At 77.2% G+C, this 26419-nt stretch carries 25 protein-coding genes and 2 pseudogenes; 9 read left to right on the forward strand and 18 right to left on the reverse strand.

The genetic code is table 11. The features are described 5' to 3' along the window. Positions 1-57: 57 nt before the first annotated feature. The 3 genes and pseudogenes from PH190_RS29865 to PH190_RS30910 all read right to left on the reverse strand — a co-directional run. Positions 58-879 (reverse strand): HAD family hydrolase, encoded by an 822-nt coding sequence (locus PH190_RS29865; RefSeq protein WP_274235185.1) that lies wholly within the window; start codon positions 877-879, stop codon positions 58-60. Beyond that, positions 876-2648 carry a cysteine protease StiP domain-containing protein gene (locus PH190_RS29870; protein ID WP_274235186.1) on the reverse strand — a complete coding sequence of 591 codons (1773 nt, stop codon included), beginning with the start codon at positions 2646-2648 and terminating at the stop codon, positions 876-878. The genes PH190_RS29865 and PH190_RS29870 overlap by 4 nt, the downstream gene beginning before the upstream one ends. 65 nt (positions 2649-2713) lie before the next feature. After that, positions 2714-3355, reverse strand: a pseudogene (locus tag PH190_RS30910) (phosphoribosyltransferase domain-containing protein); the annotation flags it as partial. Between PH190_RS30910 and PH190_RS29880 the strand changes: the two are divergent. Then, on the forward strand, positions 3323-3994 hold the full coding sequence (locus PH190_RS29880) for a GNAT family N-acetyltransferase (protein ID WP_274235188.1): 672 nt from the start codon (positions 3323-3325) through the stop codon (positions 3992-3994). The pseudogene PH190_RS30910 and the gene PH190_RS29880 sit on opposite strands and share 33 nt — an antisense overlap. Positions 3995-4135: 141 nt before the next feature. Continuing rightward, on the forward strand, positions 4136-5305 hold the full coding sequence (locus tag PH190_RS29885) for a hypothetical protein (protein WP_274235189.1): 1170 nt from the start codon (positions 4136-4138) through the stop codon (positions 5303-5305). Positions 5306-5335: 30 nt separating this feature from the next. Here the strand turns inward: PH190_RS29885 and PH190_RS29890 are convergent, their stop codons facing one another. The 6 genes from PH190_RS29890 to PH190_RS29915 all read right to left on the reverse strand — a co-directional run bounded on the left by PH190_RS29890 (position 5336) and on the right by PH190_RS29915 (position 10565). After that, positions 5336-6469: a serine hydrolase domain-containing protein gene (locus PH190_RS29890; RefSeq protein ID WP_274235190.1), complete on the reverse strand. Its 1134-nt coding sequence runs from the start codon at positions 6467-6469 to the stop codon at positions 5336-5338. Positions 6470-6479: 10 nt separating this feature from the next. After that, positions 6480-6902, reverse strand: a complete 423-nt coding sequence (locus tag PH190_RS29895; RefSeq protein ID WP_274235191.1) for a PASTA domain-containing protein — start codon at positions 6900-6902, stop codon at positions 6480-6482. A 112-nt stretch (positions 6903-7014) separates the two neighbouring features. Then, positions 7015-7905: a DUF2188 domain-containing protein gene (locus tag PH190_RS29900; RefSeq protein ID WP_274235192.1), complete on the reverse strand. Its 891-nt coding sequence runs from the start codon at positions 7903-7905 to the stop codon at positions 7015-7017. Positions 7906-8037: 132 nt separating this feature from the next. Continuing rightward, positions 8038-8238, reverse strand: coding sequence for a hypothetical protein (locus tag PH190_RS29905; protein WP_274235193.1), 201 nt, complete (start codon positions 8236-8238; stop codon positions 8038-8040). After that, entirely contained in the window at positions 8235-9494 is a 1260-nt protein-coding gene (locus PH190_RS29910; protein WP_274235194.1) for an Nramp family divalent metal transporter, read from the reverse strand. Before PH190_RS29910 ends, PH190_RS29905 begins: the two co-directional genes overlap by 4 nt. 123 nt (positions 9495-9617) lie before the next feature. Next, positions 9618-10565, reverse strand: a complete 948-nt coding sequence (locus PH190_RS29915) for a manganese catalase family protein (RefSeq protein ID WP_274235195.1) — start codon at positions 10563-10565, stop codon at positions 9618-9620. Positions 10566-10949: 384 nt separating this feature from the next. Here PH190_RS29915 and PH190_RS29920 point away from each other — a divergent pair, with 384 nt between their 5' ends. Continuing rightward, positions 10950-11678 (forward strand): AfsR/SARP family transcriptional regulator, encoded by a 729-nt coding sequence (locus PH190_RS29920; protein WP_274235196.1) that lies wholly within the window; start codon positions 10950-10952, stop codon positions 11676-11678. A gap of 8 nt (positions 11679-11686) precedes the next feature. Here PH190_RS29920 and PH190_RS29925 read toward each other — a convergent pair whose 3' ends face one another. The 3 genes from PH190_RS29925 to PH190_RS29935 are packed head-to-tail and all read right to left on the reverse strand — an operon-like array spanning position 11687 to position 14669. Next, on the reverse strand, positions 11687-12913 hold the full coding sequence (locus PH190_RS29925) for a cytochrome P450 (RefSeq protein WP_274235197.1): 1227 nt from the start codon (positions 12911-12913) through the stop codon (positions 11687-11689). A gap of 12 nt (positions 12914-12925) precedes the next feature. Next, a complete protein-coding gene (locus tag PH190_RS29930; protein WP_274235198.1) occupies positions 12926-13870 on the reverse strand; it encodes a PDR/VanB family oxidoreductase in 945 nt (314 codons plus the stop codon). A 49-nt stretch (positions 13871-13919) separates the two neighbouring features. Continuing rightward, complete coding sequence (locus tag PH190_RS29935; RefSeq protein ID WP_274235199.1) at positions 13920-14669, reverse strand: IclR family transcriptional regulator; 750 nt, start codon at positions 14667-14669, stop codon at positions 13920-13922. A gap of 100 nt (positions 14670-14769) precedes the next feature. Between PH190_RS29935 and PH190_RS29940 the strand changes: the two genes are divergently transcribed. Both PH190_RS29940 and PH190_RS29945 read left to right on the forward strand, forming a co-directional pair. Further along, a complete protein-coding gene (locus PH190_RS29940) occupies positions 14770-15942 on the forward strand; it encodes a uroporphyrinogen decarboxylase/cobalamine-independent methonine synthase family protein (protein ID WP_274235200.1) in 1173 nt (390 codons plus the stop codon). A 9-nt stretch (positions 15943-15951) separates the two neighbouring features. Further along, the gene (locus PH190_RS29945; protein ID WP_274235201.1) at positions 15952-16497 is read left to right on the forward strand and encodes a GNAT family N-acetyltransferase; all 546 of its coding nucleotides are present in this window, start codon (positions 15952-15954) and stop codon (positions 16495-16497) included. Here the strand turns inward: PH190_RS29945 and PH190_RS29950 are convergent. Next, on the reverse strand, positions 16467-17915 hold the full coding sequence (locus PH190_RS29950) for an HTTM domain-containing protein (RefSeq protein ID WP_274235202.1): 1449 nt from the start codon (positions 17913-17915) through the stop codon (positions 16467-16469). The two genes, PH190_RS29945 and PH190_RS29950, sit on opposite strands and share 31 nt — an antisense overlap. Before the next feature lie 125 nt (positions 17916-18040). Here PH190_RS29950 and PH190_RS29955 point away from each other — a divergent pair, with 125 nt between their 5' ends. Then, positions 18041-19111, forward strand: coding sequence for an SAM-dependent methyltransferase (locus PH190_RS29955; protein ID WP_274235203.1), 1071 nt, complete (start codon positions 18041-18043; stop codon positions 19109-19111). 598 nt (positions 19112-19709) lie between these two features. Further along, a pseudogene (locus PH190_RS29960) lies at positions 19710-20186 on the forward strand (SAM-dependent methyltransferase); the annotation flags it as partial. Between the two features lie 224 nt (positions 20187-20410). On the opposite strand, the gene PH190_RS29965 reads toward PH190_RS29960, so the two are convergent. Genes PH190_RS29965 through PH190_RS29980 form a run of 4 tightly spaced genes read right to left on the reverse strand, consistent with a single transcriptional unit; the run spans position 20411 to position 23723 of the window. Next, on the reverse strand, positions 20411-21472 hold the full coding sequence (locus tag PH190_RS29965) for a Vgb family protein (RefSeq protein WP_274235204.1): 1062 nt from the start codon (positions 21470-21472) through the stop codon (positions 20411-20413). A gap of 1 nt (position 21473) precedes the next feature. Then, entirely contained in the window at positions 21474-22229 is a 756-nt protein-coding gene (locus PH190_RS29970) for a class I SAM-dependent methyltransferase (RefSeq protein ID WP_274235205.1), read from the reverse strand. Then, complete coding sequence (locus PH190_RS29975; protein ID WP_274235206.1) at positions 22226-23005, reverse strand: TIGR04282 family arsenosugar biosynthesis glycosyltransferase; 780 nt, start codon at positions 23003-23005, stop codon at positions 22226-22228. The genes PH190_RS29970 and PH190_RS29975 overlap by 4 nt, the downstream gene beginning before the upstream one ends. Before the next feature lie 49 nt (positions 23006-23054). Beyond that, positions 23055-23723, reverse strand: a complete 669-nt coding sequence (locus PH190_RS29980; RefSeq protein ID WP_274235210.1) for a glycosyltransferase family 2 protein — start codon at positions 23721-23723, stop codon at positions 23055-23057. 85 nt (positions 23724-23808) lie between these two features. On the opposite strand from PH190_RS29980, the gene PH190_RS29985 reads away from it, so the two are divergent. Continuing rightward, positions 23809-25188: a hypothetical protein gene (locus PH190_RS29985; protein ID WP_274235207.1), complete on the forward strand. Its 1380-nt coding sequence runs from the start codon at positions 23809-23811 to the stop codon at positions 25186-25188. Positions 25189-25191: 3 nt separating this feature from the next. On the opposite strand, the gene PH190_RS29990 is transcribed toward PH190_RS29985, so the two are convergent. Next, complete coding sequence (locus tag PH190_RS29990; protein ID WP_274235208.1) at positions 25192-26268, reverse strand: NAD-dependent epimerase/dehydratase family protein; 1077 nt, start codon at positions 26266-26268, stop codon at positions 25192-25194. Between PH190_RS29990 and PH190_RS29995 the strand changes: the two genes are divergently transcribed. Next, the coding region (locus PH190_RS29995) for a hypothetical protein (protein WP_274235209.1) at positions 26224-26419 on the forward strand (196 nt) is incomplete at its 3' end. The genes PH190_RS29990 and PH190_RS29995 overlap by 45 nt on opposite strands.

The following is a 26419-nucleotide window of genomic DNA, read 5'->3' on the forward strand; positions in this document are numbered from 1 at the left end:
CCATCACCTTCAAGATCAACCACTTGAAGTTCAACGCTGGCTGACGCTACCGACGGCTCACCCCCCGTCGCCGCCGACCTGCGCCACCAGCCAGGCCGCGATCTCCTCCCCCGCCGCCAGGCCCGCCGCGGCCGTCACCGCGACGTGCGCGAACCGCCGGCCCGCGCCGTGGAGGCGCCCGTCGACCGGCTGGATGCCCGCGTCCGCGGCCTCGAGCACGTCGGCGTCGAGCGGGGAGTCGCCGGCCGCGACGACGCGCCGTGCCCCGGTCCTCCCGCGGACCTCGGCGACCGCGGCGCCCTTGGTCAGCGCGACGGGCAGGACGTGCACCTTGTCGCCGTGGACGACGACCCGCCAGCCACGCGTCGCGCACTCCCCCGCGAGGTCCTCGAGCCACCCCGCCGACCACCCCGCCGACCGACCCGCCCGGACCACGAGGAAGCAGCCGTCGGCGTCCCGCACGGGACCCGCCCCGTCGAGCCGGTCGAGGTGCCGGGCCAGCACCGTCCCGACCTCGCCGATCGGCGCCGCCGGCGCGAGACGGTCGCGCACCACCGCCGCCCAGTCGCCGTCGGGCTCGCCGTCGACGAGCAGCACCCCGCCGTTCGCGCACACGACGCACCGCGGCGCGACGCCCAGCCGGCCCTCGAGGTCGAGGCGCCGGTACTCGGCGACCGTGCGGGTGGTGGCGGGCACCCAGAGCGCCCGCCGGTCGAGCTCCGCGAGCAGCGCGGCGGCGCGGTGGGTCAGCTGGGCGGTGACGACCCCGCGACGCTGTTCCAGCCGGACGACCGGCGCCGCGCCCGGCGGGCCGGCGGCGCGCGCGGAGTGGACGAGGGTCCGGTCGAGGTCGGTGGCGACCAGCACCGGCGCCCTCACCGGGACGCCCGGAGCACGGCCACGCAGCGGTAGGGCGAGGCGATCCCGTCGGCGTGGTCCGGGAGCGGGCGGGTCGGCACGCCGCGCTCGGCGCAGAGCCGGCGGACGGGATCGAGCTCGGGCCCGGCATCCCGGGCGACGAGCACGGCGGCGGGGTCACGACGCAGCAGCGTCCGCGACGTCTCGCCGACCCCGGCGCGCAGGCGGCGCTCGCCCGGCAGGCTCAGGTCGCGGGCGAGGGCGGCGAGGTAGCGGGCCCCGCGTCCGTCGGGGGCGGCGACGGGAGCGGACGGGGTCGACGACCCGAAGCAGGCGGTGACCGCGTCGAGGACGGCGGCCGTCCGGTCCACGGCCGCGAGCTCGCGGTGGACCTGCGCGCCGTGGTGGGCGCCGGGCACCACCAGGTCGGGACGGTCGACCGTGCGCGAGACCAGCCCGGACGCCGTGGCGTTGAGGCACGCGTGCGGGACGAGCAGGTCCTCGCGGGTGCCGCAGAGCGGTGTCCGGTGGGCCGGGTCGGCCAGCACCGCGACGGTCGGGTCGACGACGACGCCGGTCTCCCGGGCGTACGCGGCCAGGTCGCGGCGCACCTCGTCGACGATGCCGCCCGCGCCGGTCCAGCCGTCGAGGAGCACGAGCGAGGACGGGTGGTGCGCGGCGACGAGCGCGTCGAGCGCCGCACGGTCCAGGCCCCGGCCACGGACGACGCTCACCGCGTAGTGCGGCAGCGCGACGCCCCGCGCCCACGCCGCCCACCGGCGGACCAGCACCCCCACCGGCGTGCCCGCCCGCGCCAGCGACACCAGCACGACGCCCGGCCCCCGCTGCGCGAGCACCCGCTCGGCGAGGACGCCGACCGCGGCCGCCACGCCCGGCGCCGCCCGCTCGACGGCCCGCGCCACCACCCGCGCGTACGCGGCGCTCGGCGCCGGCTCCGGCGGGAGCGCGTCCGCGTAGTGCGCGCCGGCGGCGAGGGCGGCCTCCCTGACGTCGGTCGGCATCTCGAGCGCGTGGCCCGACAGGTCGCTGAGCAGCCAGCCCACCTCGCCGGGCGCGAACGTGCCGAACGCGGGTCCGCGCCGGGCCGCCACGACGGGGCGTCGCTGCGCGGGACGCGGCGGCCGGCACGGCACCACCGCCTCGACGACCCGCGGCACGACCGCCCCGAGGTGGGCGAACAGGCCGTCGGGGGCCCGGAGGGCGGGGGTGCGCGCCGCGGCGTCCACCACGACGACGACGGCGTCGTACCGGCCGGCGCCGACGCCGTAGACGTAGCGCTCCGGGGCGTGGGCCAGCGCCTGGTCGTGCGCCGCGAACGCCCGGGCCTCGCGCACCGCGTAGCCGGCGCCGTCGCGCGCGACCAGCGGCGACCGGGTCGTCGCGGCGACCTCGACGGCCCACCCCCGGGCCTCCAGGGCCTCGGCGAGCCGGACCGGCAGGTAGTGCAGCTCCTCGCACCCGAGGACGAGCACCCGCCCGGCGTCCGGCCCGAGGGCCTCCGCCACCACCGACGCGGCACCCGGCACCGCGGCGTCGAGCGCGGCCCGTCCCGCCCGGTCGAGCCCGTGCCGCGCGCCCTCGGCGGCCCCGTGGAGGGGCAGGGACACCGAGGCCGTCGGCGTGCCCGTGGCGCCGGGGCGCGCGGTGGTGTCCGGCCGGGCGGCGAGCAGTGCGGCCGCGCGCTCGAGCACGTCGTCGGGACCCGTGAGCGCCGCCCGGGCGAGGGCCACCACGTCGACCCGGACGTCCAGGTCGGCGGCGGCGCGCACGATCGCGTCCTCGCCGGGCCCCGCAGGTCGGCCAGCGTCGCCACCACGTAGCGACGGCGGGGCAGCCGCCGGTGCAGGCGGCGCAGGGCCGCGGCGACGGTGCGACCGGTCGAGAGCTCGTCGTCGACGAGCACGAGCGGGCGGTCCGGCGTCCAGCCGCCCGGGTCGTCGGGAGCGAGGACGTGGCGCGGGGCGTGGCTGTGCTCCTCGTCGAACGCGGCGAGCACGGCGGCCCCCGCCACGACCCGCCGCGTGGTGTGGACGACGTGCTCGGCGTCCAGCGCGTCCGCGACGAGGTGGGCGAGCGCCGTCGCGTTCTCGGCGAACCCGATCACCACCGGCGCGGCGGCGACCGGGGACAGTCGCTCGGCGACCCGGTCCGCGAGCGCCGCGCCCGCCGCCCGGACGCGGGCCGGGGCGACGGGGACGTGCTTGCCCAGCACGCGGGACACCGGCAGGTGCGCCCGCCGCGGATTGCGGCGCAGGGCGAGGCCGACGACCTCGCGCGCCGGCACGTCCTCCTCGTCGGGCCCGACCGCGAGGCCGAGGGCCTCCACGACGACCTCGCCGGGCCATGTCCCGTCCGCCGCGTGATCACCCACGGGTGTCCTTGATGCCAGACGCACCCGCGGCACACCACCGACGCGACCCGACCGGGGCCAGGATGGACGGCGATGGCCCCCGATCCCGCCGACCCCGTCCGGCACTGGCCGTTGGCCGGGCTCGTCCTGCGGACCCCGCGGCTGGTGCTGCGCCCCGACGACGACGTCGGTCTCGCGGCGCTCGCCGACCGGGCCCTCGACGGCGTCCACCCCGCCGAGGAGATGCCGTTCCTCGAACCGTGGACCGACGGCGCCGGCACCCCGGGCTTCGCGCGCGGGGTCATGCAGTACGCGTGGCGGTGCCGCGCAGAGGTCGGGCCGGCCCGGTGGTCGGTGAACTTCCTCGTGCGCGAGGGCGGGCGGGTGCTCGGGATGCAGACGCTCGCGGCGACCGAGTTCGGGATCCTCCGCGAGGTCACCACCGGCTCCTGGCTGACCCGCGCCGCCCAGGGCCGGGGCCTCGGCACGGAGATGCGCCAGGCCGTCATCGGGCTCGCGTTCGAGCGCCTCGGGGCCCATTTCGCGCGGACCAGCGCGTTCGCCGACAACGTGGCCTCGCGGCGGGTCTCCGACCGGCTCGGCTACACCCCGGACGGCGTCGAGCGCCACGTCCGGCGTGGACGGCCGGCGCTCCTGCTCCGCAGCCGCCTCACGCCGGAGGCGTGGCGGCGGCCGGAGTGGACGCTCGGGGTCGCGGGCCTCGGGCCGTGCCGCGAGCTGCTGGGCGTCCCACCACCCGACTGAACCGGTCACGGCGCGCCGGGGACGTCCAGCGCGACACGCCGTCGATCGGCGACACCATCGGGGAATGACCGACGCTCGGGGGATCCCCCGGACGCGGCGACGGGGTAGACCTCGATCACGAATCGCCGACCGGGGGGACCGATGTCGCACGCCGCGCCGACCGACGCACGGGCCGAGGCGTGGCTCGACGCTGCCCGCCCCCGGAGCGCCGCCCGCCGGGACCGCCAGCGCGACGGCGCCCACACCGGGGCCCGCCGGGGGGCTCGCAGCGAGCGCCGGGTGCGCGCCGCGCGGGTCCGGCGCCGCCCGCTGCGGGTGCTGATGATGGTGCTCGTCACCGGCCTGTGCGCCGGCGTCGCCCTCGTCGTCCTCGAGACCGCGGTCGCCGACCCCGCGGGCCGTCGCTCGGCGCTGTCGGCCGTCGACCCCGCCGAGGCCGTCGGCCCCGGACCGCTGCCCTACGGCGGGCAGCTCGAGCGCCCCGATCCCGCGGACCTCCTCGATCCCGCCAGCCTGCTGGGGCTCGGGCTCCTGACGCTGGGGCTGCTCAACGGCCTGGTGTTCCTCGGGACCGCGACGTGGGACGGGATGGTCGCGCCCTCGGCGGCCGAGACCCGGCGCCGGCTGCGCACCCGGTCGGGACGCGGGGTCGTGCCCGGCGGGCGGCGGGAGGTCCGGCGGACGGTCCACGTCCCCGCGGCCTCCCCGGCCGCGTCCGCGGGCCCCGCGGTCGTCGACGTGCCCGCCCGCCGCAGCGTCCCGGGCCGCCCGGCCGCCGGGACCACCTACGCTCCGCTGCCCGACCCCGTGCCGGCGGCGCCCCGGCGCCGGGTCGTGGCGCCGGGGCCGGTCGCGGAGCCGGTCGTCCCGCCCGGGCGCTTCGCCCAGCCGAAACGGCTCATGGAGCCGGCGACGGTGCCGGCCAGCACCCCGGTGCCGGTGCCCCTGCCGGAGCCCCTGTCGGAGCCCGCTCTCGAGCGCCCGCGGACCCTCGCGCCGAAGCCCGTGGTCCCGCGGCGGCCGGAACCCGAGCTGGTCGCCGAGCCGGTCGCCGAGCCGCTGGCCGAGCCAACGCCCGAGCCCGTCGCTGCGTCGACGCCCGAGCCCGTCGCCGAGCCGGCCCCGACGCCCGAGCCCGAGCCGCTGCTCCCGAGCCTCATCCCGGCGCCCCGGCGCCCCTCCCCCGTGCCGCGGGACGGCGGGGACGGGACGCCGGCGCGCGCCACGCGGCGCGGCTCCGGGCCCTGGGGCTGGCGGCCCGCCCGCCCCGACCCGGTGCCCTGGCGCAACCCGGTCCCGGCGTTCTCCTGACCAGTAGCCGAGTGACCAGCCGCCGAGGGATCAGCGGGCGAGCGCGTCCTCGATCGCCCGGGTGAACGCCCCGAACACCGAGGCGGTCGGCGGTAGGACCTGGGTCACGAGCACCGCCGCGAGGTCGTGCCCGGGCCACGAGTACCAGAGCGTCCCCAGGCCGCCGGCCCACCCGTAGCGGGTCCCGACCGGCGAGGCGACCACCCCGACCCCGAACCCCCAGCCGCCCCCGTCGAGGAACGGCGCGGCACCGGGGGCGGCGCGCTGCGCGGGCGTGAGGTGGTCGGTGGTCATCAGCGCGACGGCGGCGGGGTCGAGCAGGGCGCCGCCGTCGTCGAGCAGCATCCCGGCGAAGCGCAGCAGGTCCGCCGCGGTCCCGACCAGGCCGCCCCGGCCGTCGGGGAAGGTCGGCGGCGCGAGCCAGCGGCTCTCGGCGACGCCGTCGAACAGCGCGAGCCCGCCGTCCTCGTCCCGGACGAACGCGGGCACGAGCCGCTCGGGGCCGGCGACGAAGCCGGTGTCGGTCATGCCGAGCGGGGCGAGCAGCCGGTCACGGAGCACGTCGCCCAGCGGCCGGCCCGCGGCCCGCGCCAGCAGGACCCCGAGCACCGCGAACGACAGCTCGTAGCGCCACGCCGTCCCCGGCTGGTCGAGCAGGGGCAGCGACGCGCACCGCGCGAGCCACGCGTCGGGTGCCGGCAGGCCCCGCGGGTCGGGCGGGCCGAACCCGAGCCCGAGCTCCGCGGCGCGGTCGACGGTCGGGCACGGGCCCTCGGGGACGAACCCGAAGCCCATCCGCATCGTCAGCAGGTCCTCGACCGTGATCGGCCGGAGGGCGGGGACGGTGCCGGCGGTGTCGGGCTCGGCGGACAGGCGCGACAGCACCCGGCGCCCGGCCAGCTCGGGGAGCAGGCGGTCGACGGGCTCGTCGAGGGCGAGGAGCCCATCCGCGACCAGGAGCAGGGTCAGCGCCGCCACCAACGGTTTGGTGTTCGAGCTCAGCCGCACGACCGCGTCGGCGCGCAGCGGCACGTCGCCGCCGGGCTCGGTGACGCCGGTCGCCGCGAGGCTCGTCGTCCCGTGGTGCCGGACGCCGACGACGGCGCCCGGCACGTCGGCGGCCGGCAGTGCCGCGAGGACCTCCTCGGCGTGCACCCCGGCCACCGGTGGCGTGTCAGCCGTTGAGGCCGCCGCCGGCGGGTCCGACCGGGCTCGGCTCGGGGCGCACGCCCCCGCCGCCACCGCCGGAGCCGTCCTCGTCGTCGGGGTCCGGCCCGGTGGGCGTGCGGGCGGCCCCGCCCTGGATCCAGATGCCGACCTCGGCCCCGCGCTCGCGCTGCTCGCCGGCGGCGGGCTCCTGGTCCTCCACGTGGCCCCGGCCGGCGCCGGTGTGCACCGCGTTGCGGCCCACGGCCATCACGCCGGCGTCGAGGGCACGGTCGTGCGCCTCGGCGGCGGGCAGGCCCACGAGCTCGGGCACCGTGGTCATCCCCTCGGGCAGGTCCTGGGTCGTGTCCTGGGCCATGTCCTCGGTCGTCCCCTCGGTCTCGCGCATCTCGTCGGTGTGCATCGTCGTCTCCTCCGGCGTACCGGCCATGACGGGTGCGTACCCATCATGCCGGTGCGGTGATGCTGCGTCGGGGGTCACCCCGCCGCAGGGGCCCGGCCGGCGGTCGGACCGCCGGCCGGGCCGTCGAGCGGCGCGGGGCTCAGCGGCCCGTGAGCTCCCGGGTCCCGCGGCGGGCGGCCGCGGTGCCCTGGCCGGTGGCGCGGCCGGCGAGCCGCAGGCCGCGGCTGGCGACGGCCTCGACGACACGGCCGGTGAGGCGCACCGGGTTGAGGGCCGCGGCGAGCCGGTCCAGCGGCTGCGCGGCGGCCTCGGTGAACTGGTGGATCTGGGACTCGGCGCGGTCGGCGGCCGTGTGCAGCTCGCCCTCGGCGCGGGCGCCGACGCGCGCGGCACGGTCGGTGGAGGCGGCGAGCTGCTCGCCGGCCCGGTCGGCCTCGCGGTCGAGGACCTGCCCGGCGCGGCGGGCCGAGGCGCGGGCCTCGCCGGCGACCTGGCGGCCGGTGCGGTCGGCCTGGTCGGCGATCTGGTCGCCGGCGGTCTGCGCGATGGTGGCCGCGTCCCGGGCCGCGGCACGGCCGGACTTGGCGCCCTCGAGGGCGCGCGAGGCCTCGTCGGCGATGCCCTCGGCGGCCGCGTCGGCCGTGGCGCCCGCGTGCTCGGCGCCGGTGCGGGTGTGGCCCGCGACCTTCTTCGCGGTCGTCGACGCGTCGTCGGCGATCTCCCCGGCGGCACCGCCGACCTCGTCGGCGGCGTCGCGGGCGGTCTCGGTGGCGCCCGTGACCGCGCTGGCGGCGGCGAGCTCGGCGGCGATGCTGTCGGTGTCGTCGGCGTGCGACGCGACCTCGCGCGTCTGCCGGACCTCGCCGTCGACGCCGTGGACGACGACGGAGCCGCCGCCGTCGTTGGCGACGATCTCGACGGCGCGGGAGACGGCCTCGGCCTGGGTGGCGGTGGTGGCGCTGGCGCGGGCGGCGTCGGGCTTGACGACCGACCAGCCGTCGTCGGCGGGGCGGACGTGACGATCGGACACGGCGGGGTGCTCCTCGGGGTGAGGGGGCGCGGGGGCACCGGCCCGCGGGCCGGTCACCCGTCGGGTGCCCGCGGGTCGCCGGTCAGCGACGCGGACCGGCGCGTCCGGCCGTGTGCGTCTCGTCACCGGGCCTCAGGCGTGCTCGCCGCCCCGCGCCGCCACCTCCTGCAGCCAGCGCCGCACGGTGTCGCAGGCGTCGTCGACCCCGGCCACGACGCCGACCGGGCGGGAGGGCCCGGCGAGGTCGTCGGCCGCGGTGAGCCGCACCCGCAGCGCGCCCTCGTCGAGCCACGCGGTGAGCAGGAGGACCGCGCCCCCCGGGCCGGCGGTCACGCGAGCACCGACACGACGAGGTGGACGTTGATGCCGATGACGACCGCCGCCAGCACCCCGGCGACGGCGGTGACGGCGGGCCGGGTCGTGAGCTCGCCCATGAGCCCGCGCCGCCGCCCGAGGTCGAGCACCGGGACCAGCGCGAACGGGATGCCGAACGACAGGACGACCTGCGAGACGACGAGAACGAGGGTCGGGTCGGCGCCCAGGCCCAGCAGCAGCAGGGTCGGCCCGAGCGTCACGCCACGGCGCACCCACAGCGGGATCCGGCGGCGCAGGAACCCGGCCATGACGACCTGGCCCGCGTAGGTCCCGACGCCCGACGAGACGAGCCCGGAGAGCAGCAGGGCGACCGCGAACGCCCCGGCGGCGAGCGGGCCGGCCAGGGTGCCGAGCCCGGCGTGCACACCCTCGAGGTCGTCGGGGGCCGCGACGTCGGGGCGGAAGAACACCGTCGCGGCGACGACGAGCATGACGGCGTTGAGCACGCCGGCCGTCCCCATCCCGAGCGCGAGGTCGAACCGTTGGCCGCGCAGCGCGGCGCGCGTCCCGCCGGCGCGCCGGCGCAGGTCGCGGGTGAGGTCGGAGTGCAGGTAGATGACGTGCGGCATGACGGTGGCGCCGAGGATGCCGGTGGCGAGCACCAGGCTGTCGGTGCCGTCGAGGCCCGGGAGCAGCCCGCCGGCGACGGCCGCGGGGTCGGGCGAGGTCTGCCCGAGCGTCGTCAGCAGGCAGACGAGGATGCCGACGAAGAAGGCGACGACGAGCAGCTCGAAGCGCCGACGGTGCCGCTGCTGGACCGCGAGCAGCGCGCAGGCCACGAGGCCCACCGCGAGCCCGCCGGGCAGCAGCGGCACGCCGAACAGGAGGTTCAGGGCCAGCGCCCCGCCCACGACCTCGGCGAGGTCGGTGGCGATCGCGACCGCCTCGGCCTGCACCCACAGCAGCCGGCTCACCGGGCGCGGGTAGTGGTCGCGGCAGAGCTCGGGGAGGTTGCGGCCGGTCGCGAGCCCCAGCTTCGCGGTGAGGAACTGGACCAGGACGGCCATGAGGTTCGCCGCCACGATCACCCAGAGCAGCAGCATCCCGTGGGAGGCGCCGGCGACGGTGTTGGTGGCGAAGTTGCCGGGGTCGACGTAGGCGGTGGCCGCGACGACGGCCGGCCCGAGCAGCGGGAGCAGGCGGCGCAGGCGGCCGGGGGCACGCCGCGCGCCCGCGACGGGGGCGGGCGTCTCGGCGGGTGGGGCGACGGTCATCGACTCTCCGGCGGGCCGTGGAGATGGGACGGAGGACGCACGGGGGGACGGCGCGGGAGGCCCGCCGGGCAGCCCGGGCACGGGGCCCGGGCCGCCCGGCGACGACCTCCACGACGAGTGCGGTCAGCCGTTGACCGCGCCCCACTCGCCGGTCGGGGCCGACATCTCCATCTCCGCGGTGGCCTGGACGAGCTCCATGAGGTCCGCGTCCAGCCCGGGGCCGAACTCCTCGGGCCGCTCGACGGCGATCTCCATCTCGACGCCCTGCGGGCCCTGCTCCATCGAGAGCTCGGTGCCGTCGTTGGAGGGCGACGGGCCGTTGAAGACCTTCGCCGCCTCGTTCTTCTGGTCGATGTTGAACGTGTACTGCTTGCTCTGCAGCCCCTTCTCGAGCAGCGTCGCGACCTCCGGGAACTTCTCCGCGCTCGTCTTCGGGATCGGCAGGAGCTTGTTCCACTCGACACCGAGCTTCTCGAGCGCCTTCGCGTACGCGTTCTCGTGCGCCTGGTCGCGCACGATGAGGTAGGCGATGGTCGAGCGCGCCGTCTTGTTGTCGGTCATCTCGTAGAGCCGGCACTTCTGCAGGCGGCCGGTCGACTCGAGCATGAGGTTGTAGAGCAGGTTCAGCGGGAGGTTGCCGCTGTCGTAGACGTACTTGCCGGTCCACGGGTCACCCTGCGCGTCCACCGGCAGCGCGCCCTGCGCGCCGACCAGCCAGTGGTGGATGTTGCCGCCGGACAGGGCGACCGACAGCGGCGTCGCGCCGCCCGCCCCCGGCTCGTCGAGGTCGCTCGGGTTGCCCTGGTAGCGGGGCGAGCCGTCGACGAGGCGCGCGATGGTGGTCGCGATGAGCTCGACGTGGCCGATCTCCTCGGTACCCACGCCGTAGAGCAGGTCGCGGAACGGCTTGCCGGTCGCCCCGCGGAAATTGAAGCTCTGGAACAGGTACTGCATCATCGTGCGCATCTCGCCGAACTGGCCGCCCAGCCCCTCCTGCAGGGCGTTCGCGGCCGCCGGGTCCGGCTCGTCCGGGACGATCTCGTTCTGCAGACGCTGGACGTGGAAGAACACGTCGGTCCTCTCGTGGGGGTCGATGGGTCCCGGCCGGCCCCTCGACGGCGGCACGACGGCCGGCGCCCGGGACGAGCGGGAGTGCGACCACCCTCGGGCCCGCCCGTCCCCCGGCCGTCCGTCGCGGCGTCGTCGGGCCCGTCGCCGCGAGCGTCACCAGGGGCGTCACCGCCCCGTCCCCACCGCGTCGCCGGGCGCGTGTCCGGAGCGCCCCCGGCGGGCACCCCCGCCCAATCCGACGCCGCCGTTCGTCCGAGTCGCGCCGCCGGACGGCCGTCCCTACCGTGGGGGTCGCGCGTTGAGCCCGTCAGTCGCGCCGCCCCTCCAGCTCTCGTGCGACAGCCGGGCCCGCGACCTGCGGGGACACCGGCGGGAACGGCGGCGATGACGATCGACGTGCCCTGGCCCCCCGTGGCGGCACACCTCTACCTCGTGGGCCGGTTCGCCTGCCGCATCGGCGACGAGGACGTCCGGCTCACGCCCACCGCCGAGCGGGTGCTCGCGTTCCTGGCCCTCGCCCGGCGCCCGGTACGCCGCGGCCAGCTCGCCGGCACGCTGTGGCCCGACGTCACCGACCGGCAGGCCCTGACCCGGCTGCGCTCGGCGCTCTGGAAGGTCCCGGCCCCGCAGCGGGCCGCGCTCGTCGAGGCCGACGCGACGAACGTGGCGCTCCACCGCGGCGCGTCGGTCGACCTCTACGCCCTCGACGACACGGGCACCGACCCCGCCGCCCAGACCGACGCGGCGCAGACCGGGACGCCCCTCGCGCGCGGGGAGCTGCTGCCCGGGTGGTGCGAGGAGTGGGTGCTCGTCGAGCGCGAGCGGCACCGCCAGCTGCGCCTGCACGCGCTCGAGGCCCGCTGCGCCCGGGCCTGCGCGCAGGGCCGTTACGGCGAGGCGCTGAGCGCCGGGCTCGAGGCCGTGTCCCAGGAGCCGCTGCGCGAGAGCGCCCACCGTCGCGTCATCGAGGTGCACCTCGCCGAGGGCAACAGCGCCGAGGCCCTGGGCCAGTACGAGGGATTCCGGACGCTCCTGCGCACCGAGCTCGGCCTCCCGCCCTCCCCCGCCATCCGCGCCCTCGTGCGCCCGCTGCTGGGACGGCCGGCCGACTGACCGCGGGCTCAGCCCGCGAGGTGCAGCCGCAGCGGCAGCGACGCGAAGGCGCGCATCGTGTTGTTGTGGTGCCGGGCGGGGGCGGCGGCGGGCTCGATCCGCTCCACCCGCCGGGTCAGGGCCGTGAGCAGCGCGGCGCCCTCGAGGCGGGCGACGTGCTGGCCGACGCACTGGTGGATCCCCATGCCGTAGCCGACGTGGCCCGAGGGGTCGCGGTCGAGGTCGAAGCGGTCGGGGTCGGCCCAGTGCCGCGGGTCGCGGTTGGCCGCGCCGAGGAACATCAGGATCTTGCGGTCGGCGGGCACCACGGTGCCGCCGATCGGGGTGTCCACCTCGGCGGTGCGGAAGAACGTCTGCACCGGCGACTGCCAGCGCACCGCCTCGTCGAACGCCACCCGCGCCCGCTCCGGACGGGCGCGCAGGGTCGCCCAGGCGTCGGGGTGGGTCGCGAGGCCGTGCAGGACCGCGCCGAGCCCGTGGACGGTGGTGTCGACGCCCGCGGTCAGCAGCGAGCGCACGATCAGCGGGGCCTGCGCCGGGGTGATCTCGCCCCGGTCGGACGCCGCCCAGATCGCCGCGCCGAACCCGTCGTCGGCGAGCACCTCCCGCGCGCACTGCGCGCCCACCCACGCCGAGAGCTCGGCGACCCGCGGCGCGCCCTTCGCCACCAGGTCGTTGGACGGGCCGAAGGCGTTGAAGGCGTGGTCGCCGTAGGGCAGCAGGTTCTCCCGGCCCTCGCGCGGCAGGCCGACGGCGTCGGGGAAGACGCGCAGCGGGAACGCCGCGGCGAGCGCGGCCATCCCGTCGAGCTCGACGACGGGCCCGGCGCCGTCGAGCAGGCCGGCGACGAGGTCCTCGGCGTCGGCGAACCAGCGGTCGGTCAGCCGGCGCAGGGCGCGCGGCCCCAGGATCGCCGACAGCACGGCCCGCGGGGCGTCGTGGTGCGGCGGGTCGGCCTCGAGCAGCAGGCTCGGCGGGCGCCAGGGCGTCTCGTGGCGGAAGTTCGACATCCCGACCCCGGCGCTCGACGGGAACCGCTGCCAGTCGACGAGCGCCGCCCGGACCTCGGCGTAGCGGGCGACGGCGTAGAGGTCGTAGCGCGGCAGGAACACGACCGGGCCGGCGTCGCGCAGCGCGGCCTGCATCGGCAGCGGATCCTCGAGCACCTCGTGGGAGAAGGGGTCGACGTCGACGACCGGGATCGCCGGCCGTGCGGTGGGGGCGGTGGTGGTCATGCCGGGGCTCCTCTACAGGTCGAGCACGAGGCGGTCGGTGCACGAGCGCGAGACGCACGGGAACAGGCAGTCGCCCGCGGCGCGCTCGTGGTCGGCGAGGATCGAGTCGCGGTGGTCGGGGACGCCGGCGAGCACCGCGGTCTCGCAGGTGCCGCACGTGCCCTGCTCGCAGGACGAGAGCGCGGTCGCCCCCACTCGGCGCGCGGCCTCGAGGACCGAGAGCTCCGGGCCGACGGTGACCGTCACGCCGGTGCGGGCGAGCTCGACGACGAACGGCTCGCCGCGCACCGGGGCGCCGAGCTCGGCGGCGGTGAACCGCTCGGTGCGCAGCAGGTGGGGCGGGCGGTGGGCGGTGGCGTCCTCGATCGCCGCCAGCAGCGGGCCCGGCCCGCAGCAGTACACGACCGTGCCCTCGTCCGCGTCGGCGACGAACGACGCCAGCGGCAGCAGCCCCGCCTCGTCCTGGGGGTGCAGGCGGACCCGGTCGCCGAAGCGGGCGAGCTCGTCGCGGAAGGCCATGCTGTCCCGCGAGCGACCCCCGTAGAGCAGCGCCCAGTCCGCGCCCACGAGCTCGGCCTGGCCGACCATCGGCAGCAGCGGCGTGATCCCGATGCCGCCGGCGACGAAGAGGTAGCGCGCCGAGGGCACCATCGCGAAGTGGTTGCGCGGGCCGCCGAAGCCGACGGTGTCGCCGACCGCGAGCTCGTCGTGCACGTAGGCCGAGCCGCCGCGCCCGTCGACCTCGCGCAGCACGGCCACGCGGTAGGTGTGCGCGTCCCAGCGGTCGCCGCACAGCGAGTACTGGCGGGTGGCGCCCGAGGCGAGGGTGAGGTCGACGTGCGCGCCCGGCGCCCAGTCGGGCAGGCGCCCGCCGTCCGGCCGCGCGAGGGTCAGGGCGACGACGCCCTCCGCCGCCCGCGTCTTCTCCCGCACCACCAGCCGGTCCGTCCCGTCCATGGGCGGGAGGATGCGGAGCGACCGGCCTGCTCGGGAACGGCGATCCCGTTCAATGGGCAGCCAGTCGCTGCTCGATCCGCCGGGCTGCCGCGGCGAGCCCGGGGACGTGGTCGCGGGCGCGGTCGTCGTTGGGGACGATGACCGACACCGCGGCCGCCACCCGCCGGTGCTCGTCGCGCACCGGGACCGCGATGCCCGTGGCCTCGGGGTGCAGGTAGCCGGGGCAGACGACGAAGCCGTCGCGCCGGACGTCGGCGAGCCGGCGCCGCAGCTCGCCGGGGTCGGTGGGGGTGGCGGGGGTGAACCGCGCCAGCGGGCCCGCGAGCACCCGTTCCTGCAGGTCGGCGGGCGCGTGGGCGAGCAGCACGAGGCCCGACGACGACGCGTGCAGCGGCAGGCGTGCGGCGATGCGCGTGTAGTTGACGACCGCCTGGTCGGCCGAGAGGCGCTCGACGAACAGCACCTGCTCGCCGTCGAGCACCCCGAGCTGGGCGTGGTGGCCGACGGTGCGGTGCAGCTCCTCGAGCACCGGCATCGCCAGCTCGCGCAGCGAGACGGTCGGCGACGCCCGCGAGGCCAGCTCCCAGAGCCGCGTTCCCACCCTTACGCGGCGGTGCTCGTCGCGGGCGAGCAGGCCGTGCTCGACCATGTCCGCGACCATCCGCGACCCGGTGGTCGACGGCAGCCCCGCCCGCCGCGACACCTCCCCGACGGTCAGCGACCGGTCCGTCGGCGTGAACGCCTCGAGGATGCGCACGACGCGTTCGAGCACGCCTTCTCCGGACGTCGAGTGCGCCACGGGGACATCCTCCCCCACCCGCGCGCCGTTGACGTGACCCAGGTCACTCCATAGCGTCGGGTGCGCGCTCCCCGCCGCACCGACGAGACGGAGCCGCCCCATGACCGAGTACGACCCCCGCACCGCCACCGGAATCCCCACCGAGCCGGTGGGCTCGATGCCGCGGCCCCAGAAGCTGCAGGACGCCTACGCCGCCTACGACGAGGGGAAGATCGACAAGGCCGCGCTCGAGCAGGAGCAGGACGCCGCGGTCCAGGACACGATCGACCGCTACGAGGCCACCGGCGCGCCGATCATCTCCGACGGCGAGCAGCGCTGGTCGTCGTTCGCCACCTACCCGATCACCGACACCCTCGCCGGCACGGGCCTCGCACCCTCGCTGGCCCCGGGCGGGCAGTTCTTCGCGATCTTCGCCGACGGCCACGGCCGCCAGCTGCCCAAGCTCGTCAAGGGACCCTTCGAGTACGTCAACTACGCGGCGGACTCGCTGCGCAAGTCCATCGGCCGGACCAGCACGCCGATGAAGCAGGCGGTGATCTCGCCGTCGATGCTCGCGCTGCTCTACCCGCTCAGGGACCCGGTGGACGGCTACAGCCGCGAGGACTTCGAGGCGACGCTGATCGACGAGTGCGAGAAGGACATCCGGCAGTCGTTCGACGCCGGCGCCGCGCGGGTGTCGGTGGACTTCACCGAGGGCCGCCTCGCGACGCGCGAGGACCCGCGCAACCCGTGGACCGGCGCGGGACTGCTCCCCCACTTCATCGAGCTCATCAACGGCGTCATGGCGCGCTTCTCGGCCGAGGAGCGCACGAGGATCGGCGTCCACACCTGCCCGGGCGGCGACCGCGACTCGGTGCACTCCGCGGACGTCCCGTACAACAACCTGCTGCCCGAGATGTTCAGGATCAACGCCGGCTACTTCCTCATCCAGCTCGCCAGCGAGCGCGAGAAGGACCCGGTGTACGAGTCGATCGGGAAGAACCTGCGCACCGACGCGGACGGCGTGGTGCAGATGGCCTACCTCGGCGTGATCAACCCGGGCAACCCGCGGGTGGAGAGCGCCGAGGAGGTCGCCGACCGGCTCGTCCGCGCCGCCGACTTCATCCCCCGGGAGCAGCTCGGGTCGACCGACGACTGCGGCTTCTCGCCGTTCTCGATCGACGAGAAGCCCAACCACGGCTCGCCCGACTTCGCCCGCGAGGTGGCGTTCCAGAAGATCACCAACCGCGTGGAGGGCACGCGGAGGGCCGCCGAGCGGCTCGGGGTGTCCTAGGATCTCGACGTGGAGTTCCGGCCGGGTCGCTCCGACGCGTCGCCCGGGCGGGAGCTCCTCGCCGCGCTCAACGCCCTGCTCGACGCCCAGTACCCCGGGCGCGCCGCGCGCCCGGGGTCGGTGACGACCCCCGAGGAGATGGCGCCGCCCCGGGGCCGCTTCCTCGTCGGGTACGCCGGCGGGCGGGCGGTCGCGATCGGCGGGGTGCGCCCGCTCGGTCCCGAGGGCACCGACGTCGCCGAGATCAAGCGGATGTACGTCGTGCCCGAGGCCCGCTCGCAGGGTGTGGGCCGGGCGCTGCTCGCCGCGCTCGAGGACGCCGCGCGCGAGCTGGGCTACGCGCGGGTGCGCCTCGACGCCGGCGCCGAGCAGCGGCACAGCCGGCGGCTCTTCGCCGACGCCGGCTACCGGCCGATCCCGCCGTACAACACCAACCACATCGCCGTGTTCTTCGGCGAGAAGGACCTGGCGGCGCCGTCACCGTCCCTCGGCCCGGCGGACGACGTCCGCGGCCCGCACGCCCGTCAGTGCTGGCAGGTGCCGCCCTCGGTGTAGGGCCGCGTCGCGCCGAACCACTCCTCGAGGAGCGACAGCGGGCGCCCCAGGACCGGGTCGGCCGCCACCGGCGCGGCGACCCGCGGCACGCCGTCGAGCGTGTAGCTCACCGTCGCCTCCGGGTGCTCGCTCACGAGCCGGCGCGCGCCCATCAGCACGATGCTCCCGGACTCGTCGTCGGCGATCTCCGCCGCCAGGACCGGGTCGTCGGTCCCGGTGAAGCGGACGTCACCGCCCTCCAGCCAGCCGACGACGCGCACCGACTCGGGGACGAGCAGCGGGTTCCAGTGGCCCGGCTCGGTCCGGATGTTGGAGAACATCGTGAAGGCGGCCTCGGTCTTGAGGCCCAGGTACGGGCTGGCCCCGTTGAGCACGAGGGCCACGAGCCCGAGGACGAGGACCGGGTGACCTACGCGCAGGGTCGCGCGCGGTCGCCGGACACCGGGGAACCACAGGTGCCGCAGCCACCACAGGACCACCGAGGTGAACCCCATCCAGGTCAGGCACACCACGACCGCACCCCAGTGCCGGGCGCCGCCGTCCCACGGCCCGAGGGCGGGGACGACCACGTCGTGGCCGACGACGTAGGCCAGCCCACCGACGACCACCGTCGTCCAGGGGCGGGCCAGCGCCCCGTCGAGGCCGCGGCGCAGCCACGCCGGCAGGACGGTGCGGCCGACGGCGAGGCCGCGCGCCAGCACCACCGGCGGCAGGAACAGCGCGTAGAAGGCCCACGCGAGCCCGGAGAACCACGAGTGCCCGGCGAGGGCGGACAGCGCGTGGAACGGCAGCGCCACCATCACCGCGTAGGGGCGGGTGCGGTGGAACGCCAGGAGGATCGGCAGGGACAGCTCCATCGCGAGCGTCCCCGCGATGACGGCCGGCACCACCATGGCCGGCACCGTGACCAGCGGGATCGACTCGACGATCCACACCGCGCACGTCGACGCCGTGTCCAGGAACCCGGCGTTGACCTTGGCCAGGGCCGCGAGGACCCACATGAGGATGAACGCGAGGCGCAGGAAGGGCGCGATGCGGTCGTAGAGCAGGCCCGGGTCGAGGGCGACCCGCGGGCGGGTGGCGAGCAGCCCGAGCCACCACAGCCCGAGGGTGACGCCGAGGAGCCCGAGCAGGATCTGGTGGTTCACCGGATCCGGCATCTGCCGGACGCACTCGGCGACCAGCGCCGCCGTGAGCACCATGAACCGGACCGTCGAGGAGGGCTTCACCAGCACGGCGAGCGCGGCGACGGTGACCGGGACGGCGACCCAGGGCGTCCACGTGCTGTTCCACTCGTGGACGATCGCGCCCACCGCGAGCGCCACCGCGAACACGGTGAAGGCCGAGCTCCGGTAGGGCTTGTACTCCGGTTCGGGCTGCGCGATCGCCGTCAACCGGACGAGCTGGGTCTGCGTCATCGTCCCCCCGCACACTGACCTGGACGGACCATAGCGTTCCGCCGACGACGACCTGGGGCTACGCCGAGCCCCGATGGTGGCAAGATCGACGCGGGAGCGGGCGGCGATCCACCCCGGGAGGCGGCTTGACCGAGGGTTCGCGGGAACGGGACGGTCGGGAGAGCCCGGCCGTCGCCTGGCCGGAGCCCGAGCGAGCGCTGGAGGCCGGCATCGACGTCGACCGCGCCAACGCCGCCCGGATCGACGACTACCTGCTCGGCGGGGCCTGCAACTTCGCCGTCGACCGCGAGCAGGCCGCGAAGATCCTCGCCCAGAACCCGGACATGGCCTACGTCTGCCGGGCCAACCGCGATTTCCTGCGCCGCGCCGTCGAGTGGTGCCTGGCCGCGGGGATCACCCAGTTCCTCGACCTCGGCTCCGGGGTGCCGACCGTCGGCAACGTCCACGAGATCGCGCTGGCCCACCGCCCCGACGCGCGCGTGGCCTACGTGGACTTCGAGCCGGTGGCGGTGGCGCACGCGCACGAGGTGGTCGACGGGCTGCCGACCGTCGGCATCACCCGCGCCGACATGCGCGACCCCGACGGCGTGCTCGGCGCCCCGGGCGTGCGGGACCTCCTCGACCCGGACCTCCCGACGGCACTGCTCACCGTCGCCGTCCTGCACTTCGTGCCCGACCCCGCGCTGCCCGCGATCCTCGCCCGCTACCGCGCCGCCCTGGCCCCCGGCAGCGTCCACGTCATGAGCCACGGCAGCGCCGACCACGACGACCCGGACCTCGCCGCCAGCACCCGCGCCATCGGACGGCTACCGCGGCAGCGCGACGGAGGTCGTCCTGCGCTCCCGCGCGGAGATCCGCGAGTGCCTCGGCGGGCTCGAGCTGGTCGCGCCGCCGGGCCACCTCGTCGACATCGTCGACTGGCCCGCGCCCAGCCCGGGGGTGCGGCCCACCGGCGGCTACGCCGCGATCGCCCGCATCCCCTGAGCCGAAGTCACGGGTCGATCAGCTGGAGGACCCCCTCGGCCGTGCCCGTGACCACGATCCGGCCCGTGCTCGGGTCGGCGGCGACGGTGTTGGGCTGGCGGACGGTCGGGATCCGCGCCACCTCGCGGGGCTGCGGGCCGCTCGTGTCGAACCCGACGACCTCGTTGGTGGCGGTCAGCGTGACCCAGAGCCGGTCGCGGGTCGCGTCGTAGCCCAGGCCGTACGGGGAGCCGGGCAGGGGCAGGTCGGCGAGCCGGCGCGGGGTGCCGGCCGGGTCGAACACCAGCAGCCGGTCCCCGCGGGTGTCGGCGACGAGGAGGCGGCCGTTGCGGTCCGCGACGAGGTGCGTGGGGCCGGCGCCGGCGGGCAGCTCGGCGAGCGGGGTGAGGGTGGCCGGGTCGTAGATCGACAGCGTGTTCTCGCGGACGTCGATGGCCCCCACCCGGCCGGCCGCCGCGGCGAGCCCGCCGGGCTGGGTGACGTCGGTGAAGGTGCGCACCACCTGGTCGCCGCGCACGACCGTCAGCGAGCCCCCGGCCTCGTCGGCGACGAACACCGTGTCCGGGGAGGCCTGGGTCGCGTCGTGGGGGCTGGCGCCGGTCGTCACGCGCGACTCGATCCGCCCACCGGGCAGGGCGACGCGCAGGAAGGCGTTCGCGCTCTCGTCGGGGACGAGGACCGGCCCGCCGGGTCCGGCGAGCTGGAGGTGGCGGACGACGCCGGGCAGCGGCACCCGGCCGGTGACCGCCCCGCTGTCCAGGTTCACCAGGGCCAGCTCGTCGGGCGCCCGCACCCCGAGTCGACCGCGAGCAGGCCGCGAAGATCCTCGCCCAGAACCCGGACATGGCCTACGTCTGCCGGGCCAACCGCGATTTCCTGCGCCGCGCCGTCGAGTGGTGCCTGGCCGCGGGGATCACCCAGTTCCTCGACCTCGGCTCCGGGGTGCCGACCGTCGGCAACGTCCACGAGATCGCGCTGGCCCACCGCCCCGACGCGCGCGTGGCCTACGTGGACTTCGAGCCGGTGGCGGTGGCGCACGCGCACGAGGTGGTCGACGGGCTGCCGACCGTCGGCATCACCCGCGCCGACATGCGCGACCCCGACGGCGTGCTCGGCGCCCCGGGCGTGCGGGACCTCCTCGACCCGGACCTCCCGACGGCACTGCTCACCGTCGCCGTCCTGCACTTCGTGCCCGACCCCGCGCTGCCCGCGATCCTCGCCCGCTACCGCGCCGCCCTGGCCCCCGGCAGCGTCCACGTCATGAGCCACGGCAGCGCCGACCACGACGACCCGGACCTCGCCGCCAGCACCCGCGCCATCGGACGGCTACCGCGGCAGCGCGACGGAGGTCGTCCTGCGCTCCCGCGCGGAGATCCGCGAGTGCCTCGGCGGGCTCGAGCTGGTCGCGCCGCCGGGCCACCTCGTCGACATCGTCGACTGGCCCGCGCCCAGCCCGGGGGTGCGGCCCACCGGCGGCTACGCCGCGATCGCCCGCATCCCCTGAGCCGAAGTCACGGGTCGATCAGCTGGAGGACCCCCTCGGCCGTGCCCGTGACCACGATCCGGCCCGTGCTCGGGTCGGCGGCGACGGTGTTGGGCTGGCGGACGGTCGGGATCCGCGCCACCTCGCGGGGCTGCGGGCCGCTCGTGTCGAACCCGACGACCTCGTTGGTGGCGGTCAGCGTGACCCAGAGCCGGTCGCGGGTCGCGTCGTAGCCCAGGCCGTACGGGGAGCCGGGCAGGGGCAGGTCGGCGAGCCGGCGCGGGGTGCCGGCCGGGTCGAACACCAGCAGCCGGTCCCCGCGGGTGTCGGCGACGAGGAGGCGGCCGTTGCGGTCCGCGACGAGGTGCGTGGGGCCGGCGCCGGCGGGCAGCTCGGCGAGCGGGGTGAGGGTGGCCGGGTCGTAGATCGACAGCGTGTTCTCGCGGACGTCGATGGCCCCCACCCGGCCGGCCGCCGCGGCGAGCCCGCCGGGCTGGGTGACGTCGGTGAAGGTGCGCACCACCTGGTCGCCGCGCACGACCGTCAGCGAGCCCCCGGCCTCGTCGGCGACGAACACCGTGTCCGGGGAGGCCTGGGTCGCGTCGTGGGGGCTGGCGCCGGTCGTCACGCGCGACTCGATCCGCCCACCGGGCAGGGCGACGCGCAGGAAGGCGTTCGCGCTCTCGTCGGGGACGAGGACCGGCCCGCCGGGTCCGGCGAGCTGGAGGTGGCGGACGACGCCGGGCAGCGGCACCCGGCCGGTGACCGCCCCGCTGTCCAGGTTCACCAGGGCCAGCTCGTCGGGCGCCCGCACCCCGACCGCGGCGGTCCGCGACGGCCCGTCGGCCACGACACCCTCGGGGGCGGCCCTGACCGGCACCACGCGCCCGACCGGGGTCGCCGCGGCCGGCGGGGCGACGGCGGGCTCGGCCGGACCGGGCAGCGGCTCGGGCAGGCGCCGCGGGACCGGGGGCGGTGGCGGGGCGGCCGCCTCGGGGGCGCCGCCGCCGGAGCACCCCGCGAGGAGCGCGAGCAGCAGGGTCACGGCGACGACGAGGACGCGGGAGCGGGAGCGGGAGCGGGACGACATCTCAGGCCTCCTGGCGGGTCGCCGGGCGCGTCCCGGCGACGGAGAGCTCGGCGAAGCAGCGGGTGCCGTCACGGCGGGCGGTGACCTCCAGGCCGGCCCGGGCGGCGACGGCGTCGATCGCCGACGCGCCCAGCACCGCCCACGGGAACCACGGGCCGCACCGGGTCGGCGGGGGCACGTCACCGTCGAACGGCGCGAGGTCGTCGGTGTGGGTGTCGGTGTCGGTGTCGGTGTCGGTGTCGAGGTGCGCGACCCCCTGCCACCACGAGCCGGCCGTCGGCTCGAGCTCGACGAGGACGGTGCCGAGCGGGCGGAGCAGGGTGCGGCAGCGCTGGAGGAGCCCGACCGGGTCGCCGCCGATGCCGATGTTCCCGTCGGCGAGCAGCACGTGCGCCCAGCGCCCGGGCCCGGGCAGGCCGTCGAGCGCGTCGCGGTGCAGGACCGTGGCACCGCGCGCCTCGCAGTAGCGGATCGCCTCCGGGGAGACGTCGACCCCCAGCGCGGGCACGCCGCGGGTGGCGAGCGCCACGAGCAGGCGGCCCGGCCCGCAGCCGAGGTCGAGGGTCGGCCCGGCGCAGCGGTCGACGAGCCAGTGGTCCTCGGGGTCGGCCTCGCCGTGCCAGCGGTCGGGGTCGAGCGCCACGACCACGCCGTCGGCGCGGACGAGCCGGTGGGCGCGGCCGGTGAGGGCCGCGTCGAACGCCCCGCCGGTGGACGGGGTGACCGCACCCGTCGGGGCCCAGGAGGTCCCGGTCACCGGGCCTGCCGCTCGCCGACGGGTCCGACAGGTTCGACGGGTCCGACCCCGAGGAGCTCGCCGACGGCGCGGGCGAACCGCCCGTCGGGGACCAGCTCGGCGACGACGGCCGCGTCCGCCGCGGTGTCGACGTCGGCGAGGGTCGGCAGCTCGCGGACCTCGCCGGGCAGCCCGGCGCGCAGCGCGGCGAGGGTGCGCTCGCCGGTGTCGTCCCGCGAGGTCGGCACCGGGGTGACGACGGCGGCGGTGCGCGGGTGGCGCAGGGCGAGCGCCCACCACCCGCCGTCGACGGCCGGGCCGAGGGCGCCGAGCACGGGCTCCCCGGCAGCGTCGACCGCATCGACCCCGTCGACCGTGTCGACCTCGTCGACGACCTCGAACGCCGCGGCGAGCAGGGCGGCGTCCACCTGCGGGGTGTCCATGCCGATCTGCAGGCTCACCGCGTCGGGGAACCGGCGTGCGGCCTCCTCGTGGGCCGCGGCGATCCGCTCGCCCAGCGTGCCCTCGCCCTGCGGCACCACCGTCGTGCCCGCCAGCGCCGCGGTCAGCTCCGCGGCGCGCACCCCGTCGCGGGCGTCCCCCGCCAGGGCGACCAGGACCGCGGCGTCGGGCACGGCGCGGGCGGCGTCGAGGGTGTCGAGCAGGGCGGCGGCGGCGACCTCGGCGGCGCCGTCCGGGGTGGCCGGGGGGACGAGACGGGTCTTCACGCCGCCGGGCACGGGGGCCTTCGCGAGGATGATCACTACGCGCCGGACGCGGTCGGTCACTGATCGCACGAGCGGTGTCCGTACCGGAGCGGTGATCGGTTCGGCGTGTGGCCGAAGGTCACCGCACCGATCGGGTGCGCCCGCCGCGGAGGAGCGCCCTCGACATGTCGCGGACCGCGCGATAGGTCCCGCGGACCGACCCGGACACCTTCGAGCGCCCGCCGCCGCGCGGCCGGTAGTCGACGTCGACCTCGCGGATCCGCCAGCCCGCCGACCCCGCCCGCAGCAGCAGCTCGAGGGGGTAGCCGAAGGCGCGGTCGGTGACGCCGAGGTCGAGCAGGGCGCGGCGCCGGCCCACCCGCACGGGCGCGATGTCGCGCACGGGCACGGCGCGGGCGCGCATGACGCCCGACAGCAGGAGGTTCGCGGCGCGGGCGTGCCAGGGCCAGACCCCGCGCTCGGTGGGCACCCGGCGCCCGACGACGAGGTCGGTGGCGGTGTCGTCCAGCAGGCGCACCATCGCCGGCAGCGCGCCCGGGTCCAGCGAGCCGTCGGCGTCGATCACCGCGACGACGTCGGTCCGCGCCGCCTCGAGCCCGGCGTGGACCGCGGCGCCGTAGCCCCGCCGCGTCTCGTGCACGACGCGCGCGCCCAGCGCGGCCGCCACCGCGGGGGTGCCGTCGGTCGAGCCGTTGTCGACCACGAGGGCGTCGAAGCCGTCGGGCAGCGCCCGCAGCACGCCGGGCAGGGCGTCGGCCTCGTCGAGGCACGGCAGCACGACGTCCACGCGATCGCTCACGGCGCAGGACGATAGGCCGTGCACGACCGGCCCCCCACGGCGGCCGAACAGAGCAGCCCGTACCGTCCGCGCGGTGCCCGCCCTGCGCACCCGCCCACCACGCCTCCGGGGCGACCTCGTCGCCGTCGCGCTCGTCGCCGCCCTGGTCACGACGGCGGCGCTCGTCGGCTGGGCGCTGATCGACCGCGGCGTCGACGTGCTCGTCGGCTGGCCGCCGCTGCTCGCCGCCTGGCTGCCCCGCGTCGGGCCGGGCACGGTCCCGGCGCTGCTCGTGGGCGCGCTGGTGGTCGTCGCCGGCCCGACCGTGGCGCAGCGCTGGCGGTGGGGTCCGCTGCTGGCGGTGTCGTTCGCCGCGGCCTGGGCGTGGACGATGGCGCTCGCCCTCATCGACGGCTGGGCGATCGGTGTCGCCGAGCGCCTCGCCACGCCGAGCGAGTACCTCGTCGAGATCCCGATCCGCGGCACCGTCGGCGAGTTCCTCACGACCTTCGCCGACCGCATCCCGTCGTTCCAGCCGGGCGCCCTGGTCACCCACGCCAGCGGTCACCCGCCCGCCGCCACGCTGTTCTACGAGCTGCTCTCCCGCCTCGGGCTCGGCGGGCCGGACTGGGCGGGCGGGATCACGCTGACGATCGGGGCGTCGGCCGTCGTCCCGGTCGCGCTCACCCTCGCCGCCGTCGCCGACCGGGATGTCGCGCGGCGCTACCTGCCCTTCGGGATCCTCTTCCCCGGCGCGGTGTGGGTGGGCGTCTCGGCCGACGGGATGTTCGCCGCCGTGTTCGCCTGGGGCGTGGCGTTCCTGGCCCTCGGCGCGGTGCGGCGCTCCCCCGCCGGCGCGGCGCTCGCCCTGCTCGGCGGGCTGGTGCTGGGCCTGTCGCTGTTCCTGTCCTACGGGCTGGCGGCGGCCGGGCTCGTGCCGGTCGCGGTCGCCGTGCTCACCCGGCGGGTCGCGCCGCTGGTGTGGGGCACGCTCGGCGTCGCCGTCGTGGTGGCGCTGTTCGCGTGGGGCGGGTTCTGGTGGTTCGACGGCTACCTCCAGGTCCAGGTGCGCTACTACCAGCCCGGCGAGTTCGGGCTGCGCCGCCCGTACGCCTACTGGGTGTGGGCGAACCTCGCGTCCCTGGCGTTCGCGATCGGGCCCGCCGTCGTCGCCGGCGTGCGCCGCGTCGGCTGGTGGGGGTGCGGGTGGGTCGGGCGGCGCCGCCCCGCCCCGGACTGGTGGGGCCGTCCCCACACCGCCGCGGTGCTGCTCGTGGCCGCGGGGCTCGCCGCCGTCCTCGCCGCCGACCTCTCGGGCCTGAGCAAGGCCGAGGTGGAGCGCATCTGGCTGCCGTTCGCCGTGTGGCTCGTGCCGGCGGTGACGCTGCTCCCCCGCACCGCCGTGCGACCGTGGCTCGCGGCGCAGGCCGTGCTCGCCCTCGCGGTGAACACGCTGCTCGCGACGGTCTGGTAGGGGTCAGGGCCTCCCCATCGGCGCCCCGACCGGCGCTCGCAGCGGGTCGGTCGCGAAGGCGCGCACGCCCTCGTCGAACCCCACCGACGCCCGGAACCCGAGCACCTCGGCGGCGCGGGCCGGGTCGGCGGTGATGTGCCGGACGTCGCCGGGACGCGCGCCGCCGACGACCTCGGGCGCCGGGCCCCCCATCGCCGTCGCCAGGGTCCCCGCCAGGTCCCCGATCGTGCGGACCTCCCCCGAGCACACGTTCACCGGCACGCAGTTCCCCTCGCCGGCGTCGGACTCGAGCGCCGCGAGGTTGGCCGCGGCCACGTCGGTGACGTGCACGAAGTCGCGCCGCTGCGCGCCGTCCTCCATGACCCGCGGACCCTCGCCCCGCTCCAGCGACGAGCGGAAGATCGACGCGACGCCCGCGTAGGGCGTGTTCTGCGGCATCCGCGGGCCGTAGACGTTGTGGTAGCGCAGCGCCCACACCCGCCCGCCGGTGGCGCGGGCCCAGGCCAGGGCCAGGTTCTCCTGCGCGAGCTTGGTCGCCGCGTACGTGCTGCGGGGCTCGAGCGGCGCGTCCTCCGGGATCAGCTCGCCGGCCAGCTGCCGGCCGCACCGCGGGCACGCCGGGTCGAAGCGCCCGGCCTCGACGTCGGCGGGGCGCCGCGGCGGCGCGGGCACGACGCCGTGCTCCGGGCAGGAGTACCGGCCCTCGCCGTAGACGACCATCGAGCTCGCCAGCACCAGCTGCCGGTGCCCGCTGCGGTACATCGCGGCGAGCAGGGCGGCGGTGGCGAGGTCGTTGTGCCGCACGTACTCCGGGGCGTCGGTCGGGTCGACGCCGTGCCCGACCATCGCCGCCTGGTGGCAGACGGTGTCGACGCGCGCGAGCAGGCCGTCGAGCACCGCCGGGTCGCCGACGTCGCCGCGCACCATCTCGTGGCGCCGCACCCACTCCGGCGCCTCGGGCTCGCCGTGGGCCGCGGGCAGCAGGTCGTCGAGCAGCACTGGCTCGTGGCCCTTCTCGGCCAGCAGGTCGGCGACGTGGGATCCGATGAAGCCGGCACCGCCGGTGACGAGGACGCGCACGGCGCGCACCGTACGGTCACCCCGGCGGACCCCGCCGCGCGGCACACGCCGAACCGCTGCCCCGGGGTGCCGCGAACACGCCACGTCGAGATCGAGGTCGAGATCGAGGTCGAGATCGAGGTCGAGATCGAGGTCGAGATCGAGGTCGAGA

It is taken from the genome of Actinomycetospora straminea (genome assembly GCF_028737255.1).
In the GTDB taxonomy this organism is placed as follows: Bacteria; Actinomycetota; Actinomycetes; order Mycobacteriales; family Pseudonocardiaceae; genus Actinomycetospora; species Actinomycetospora straminea.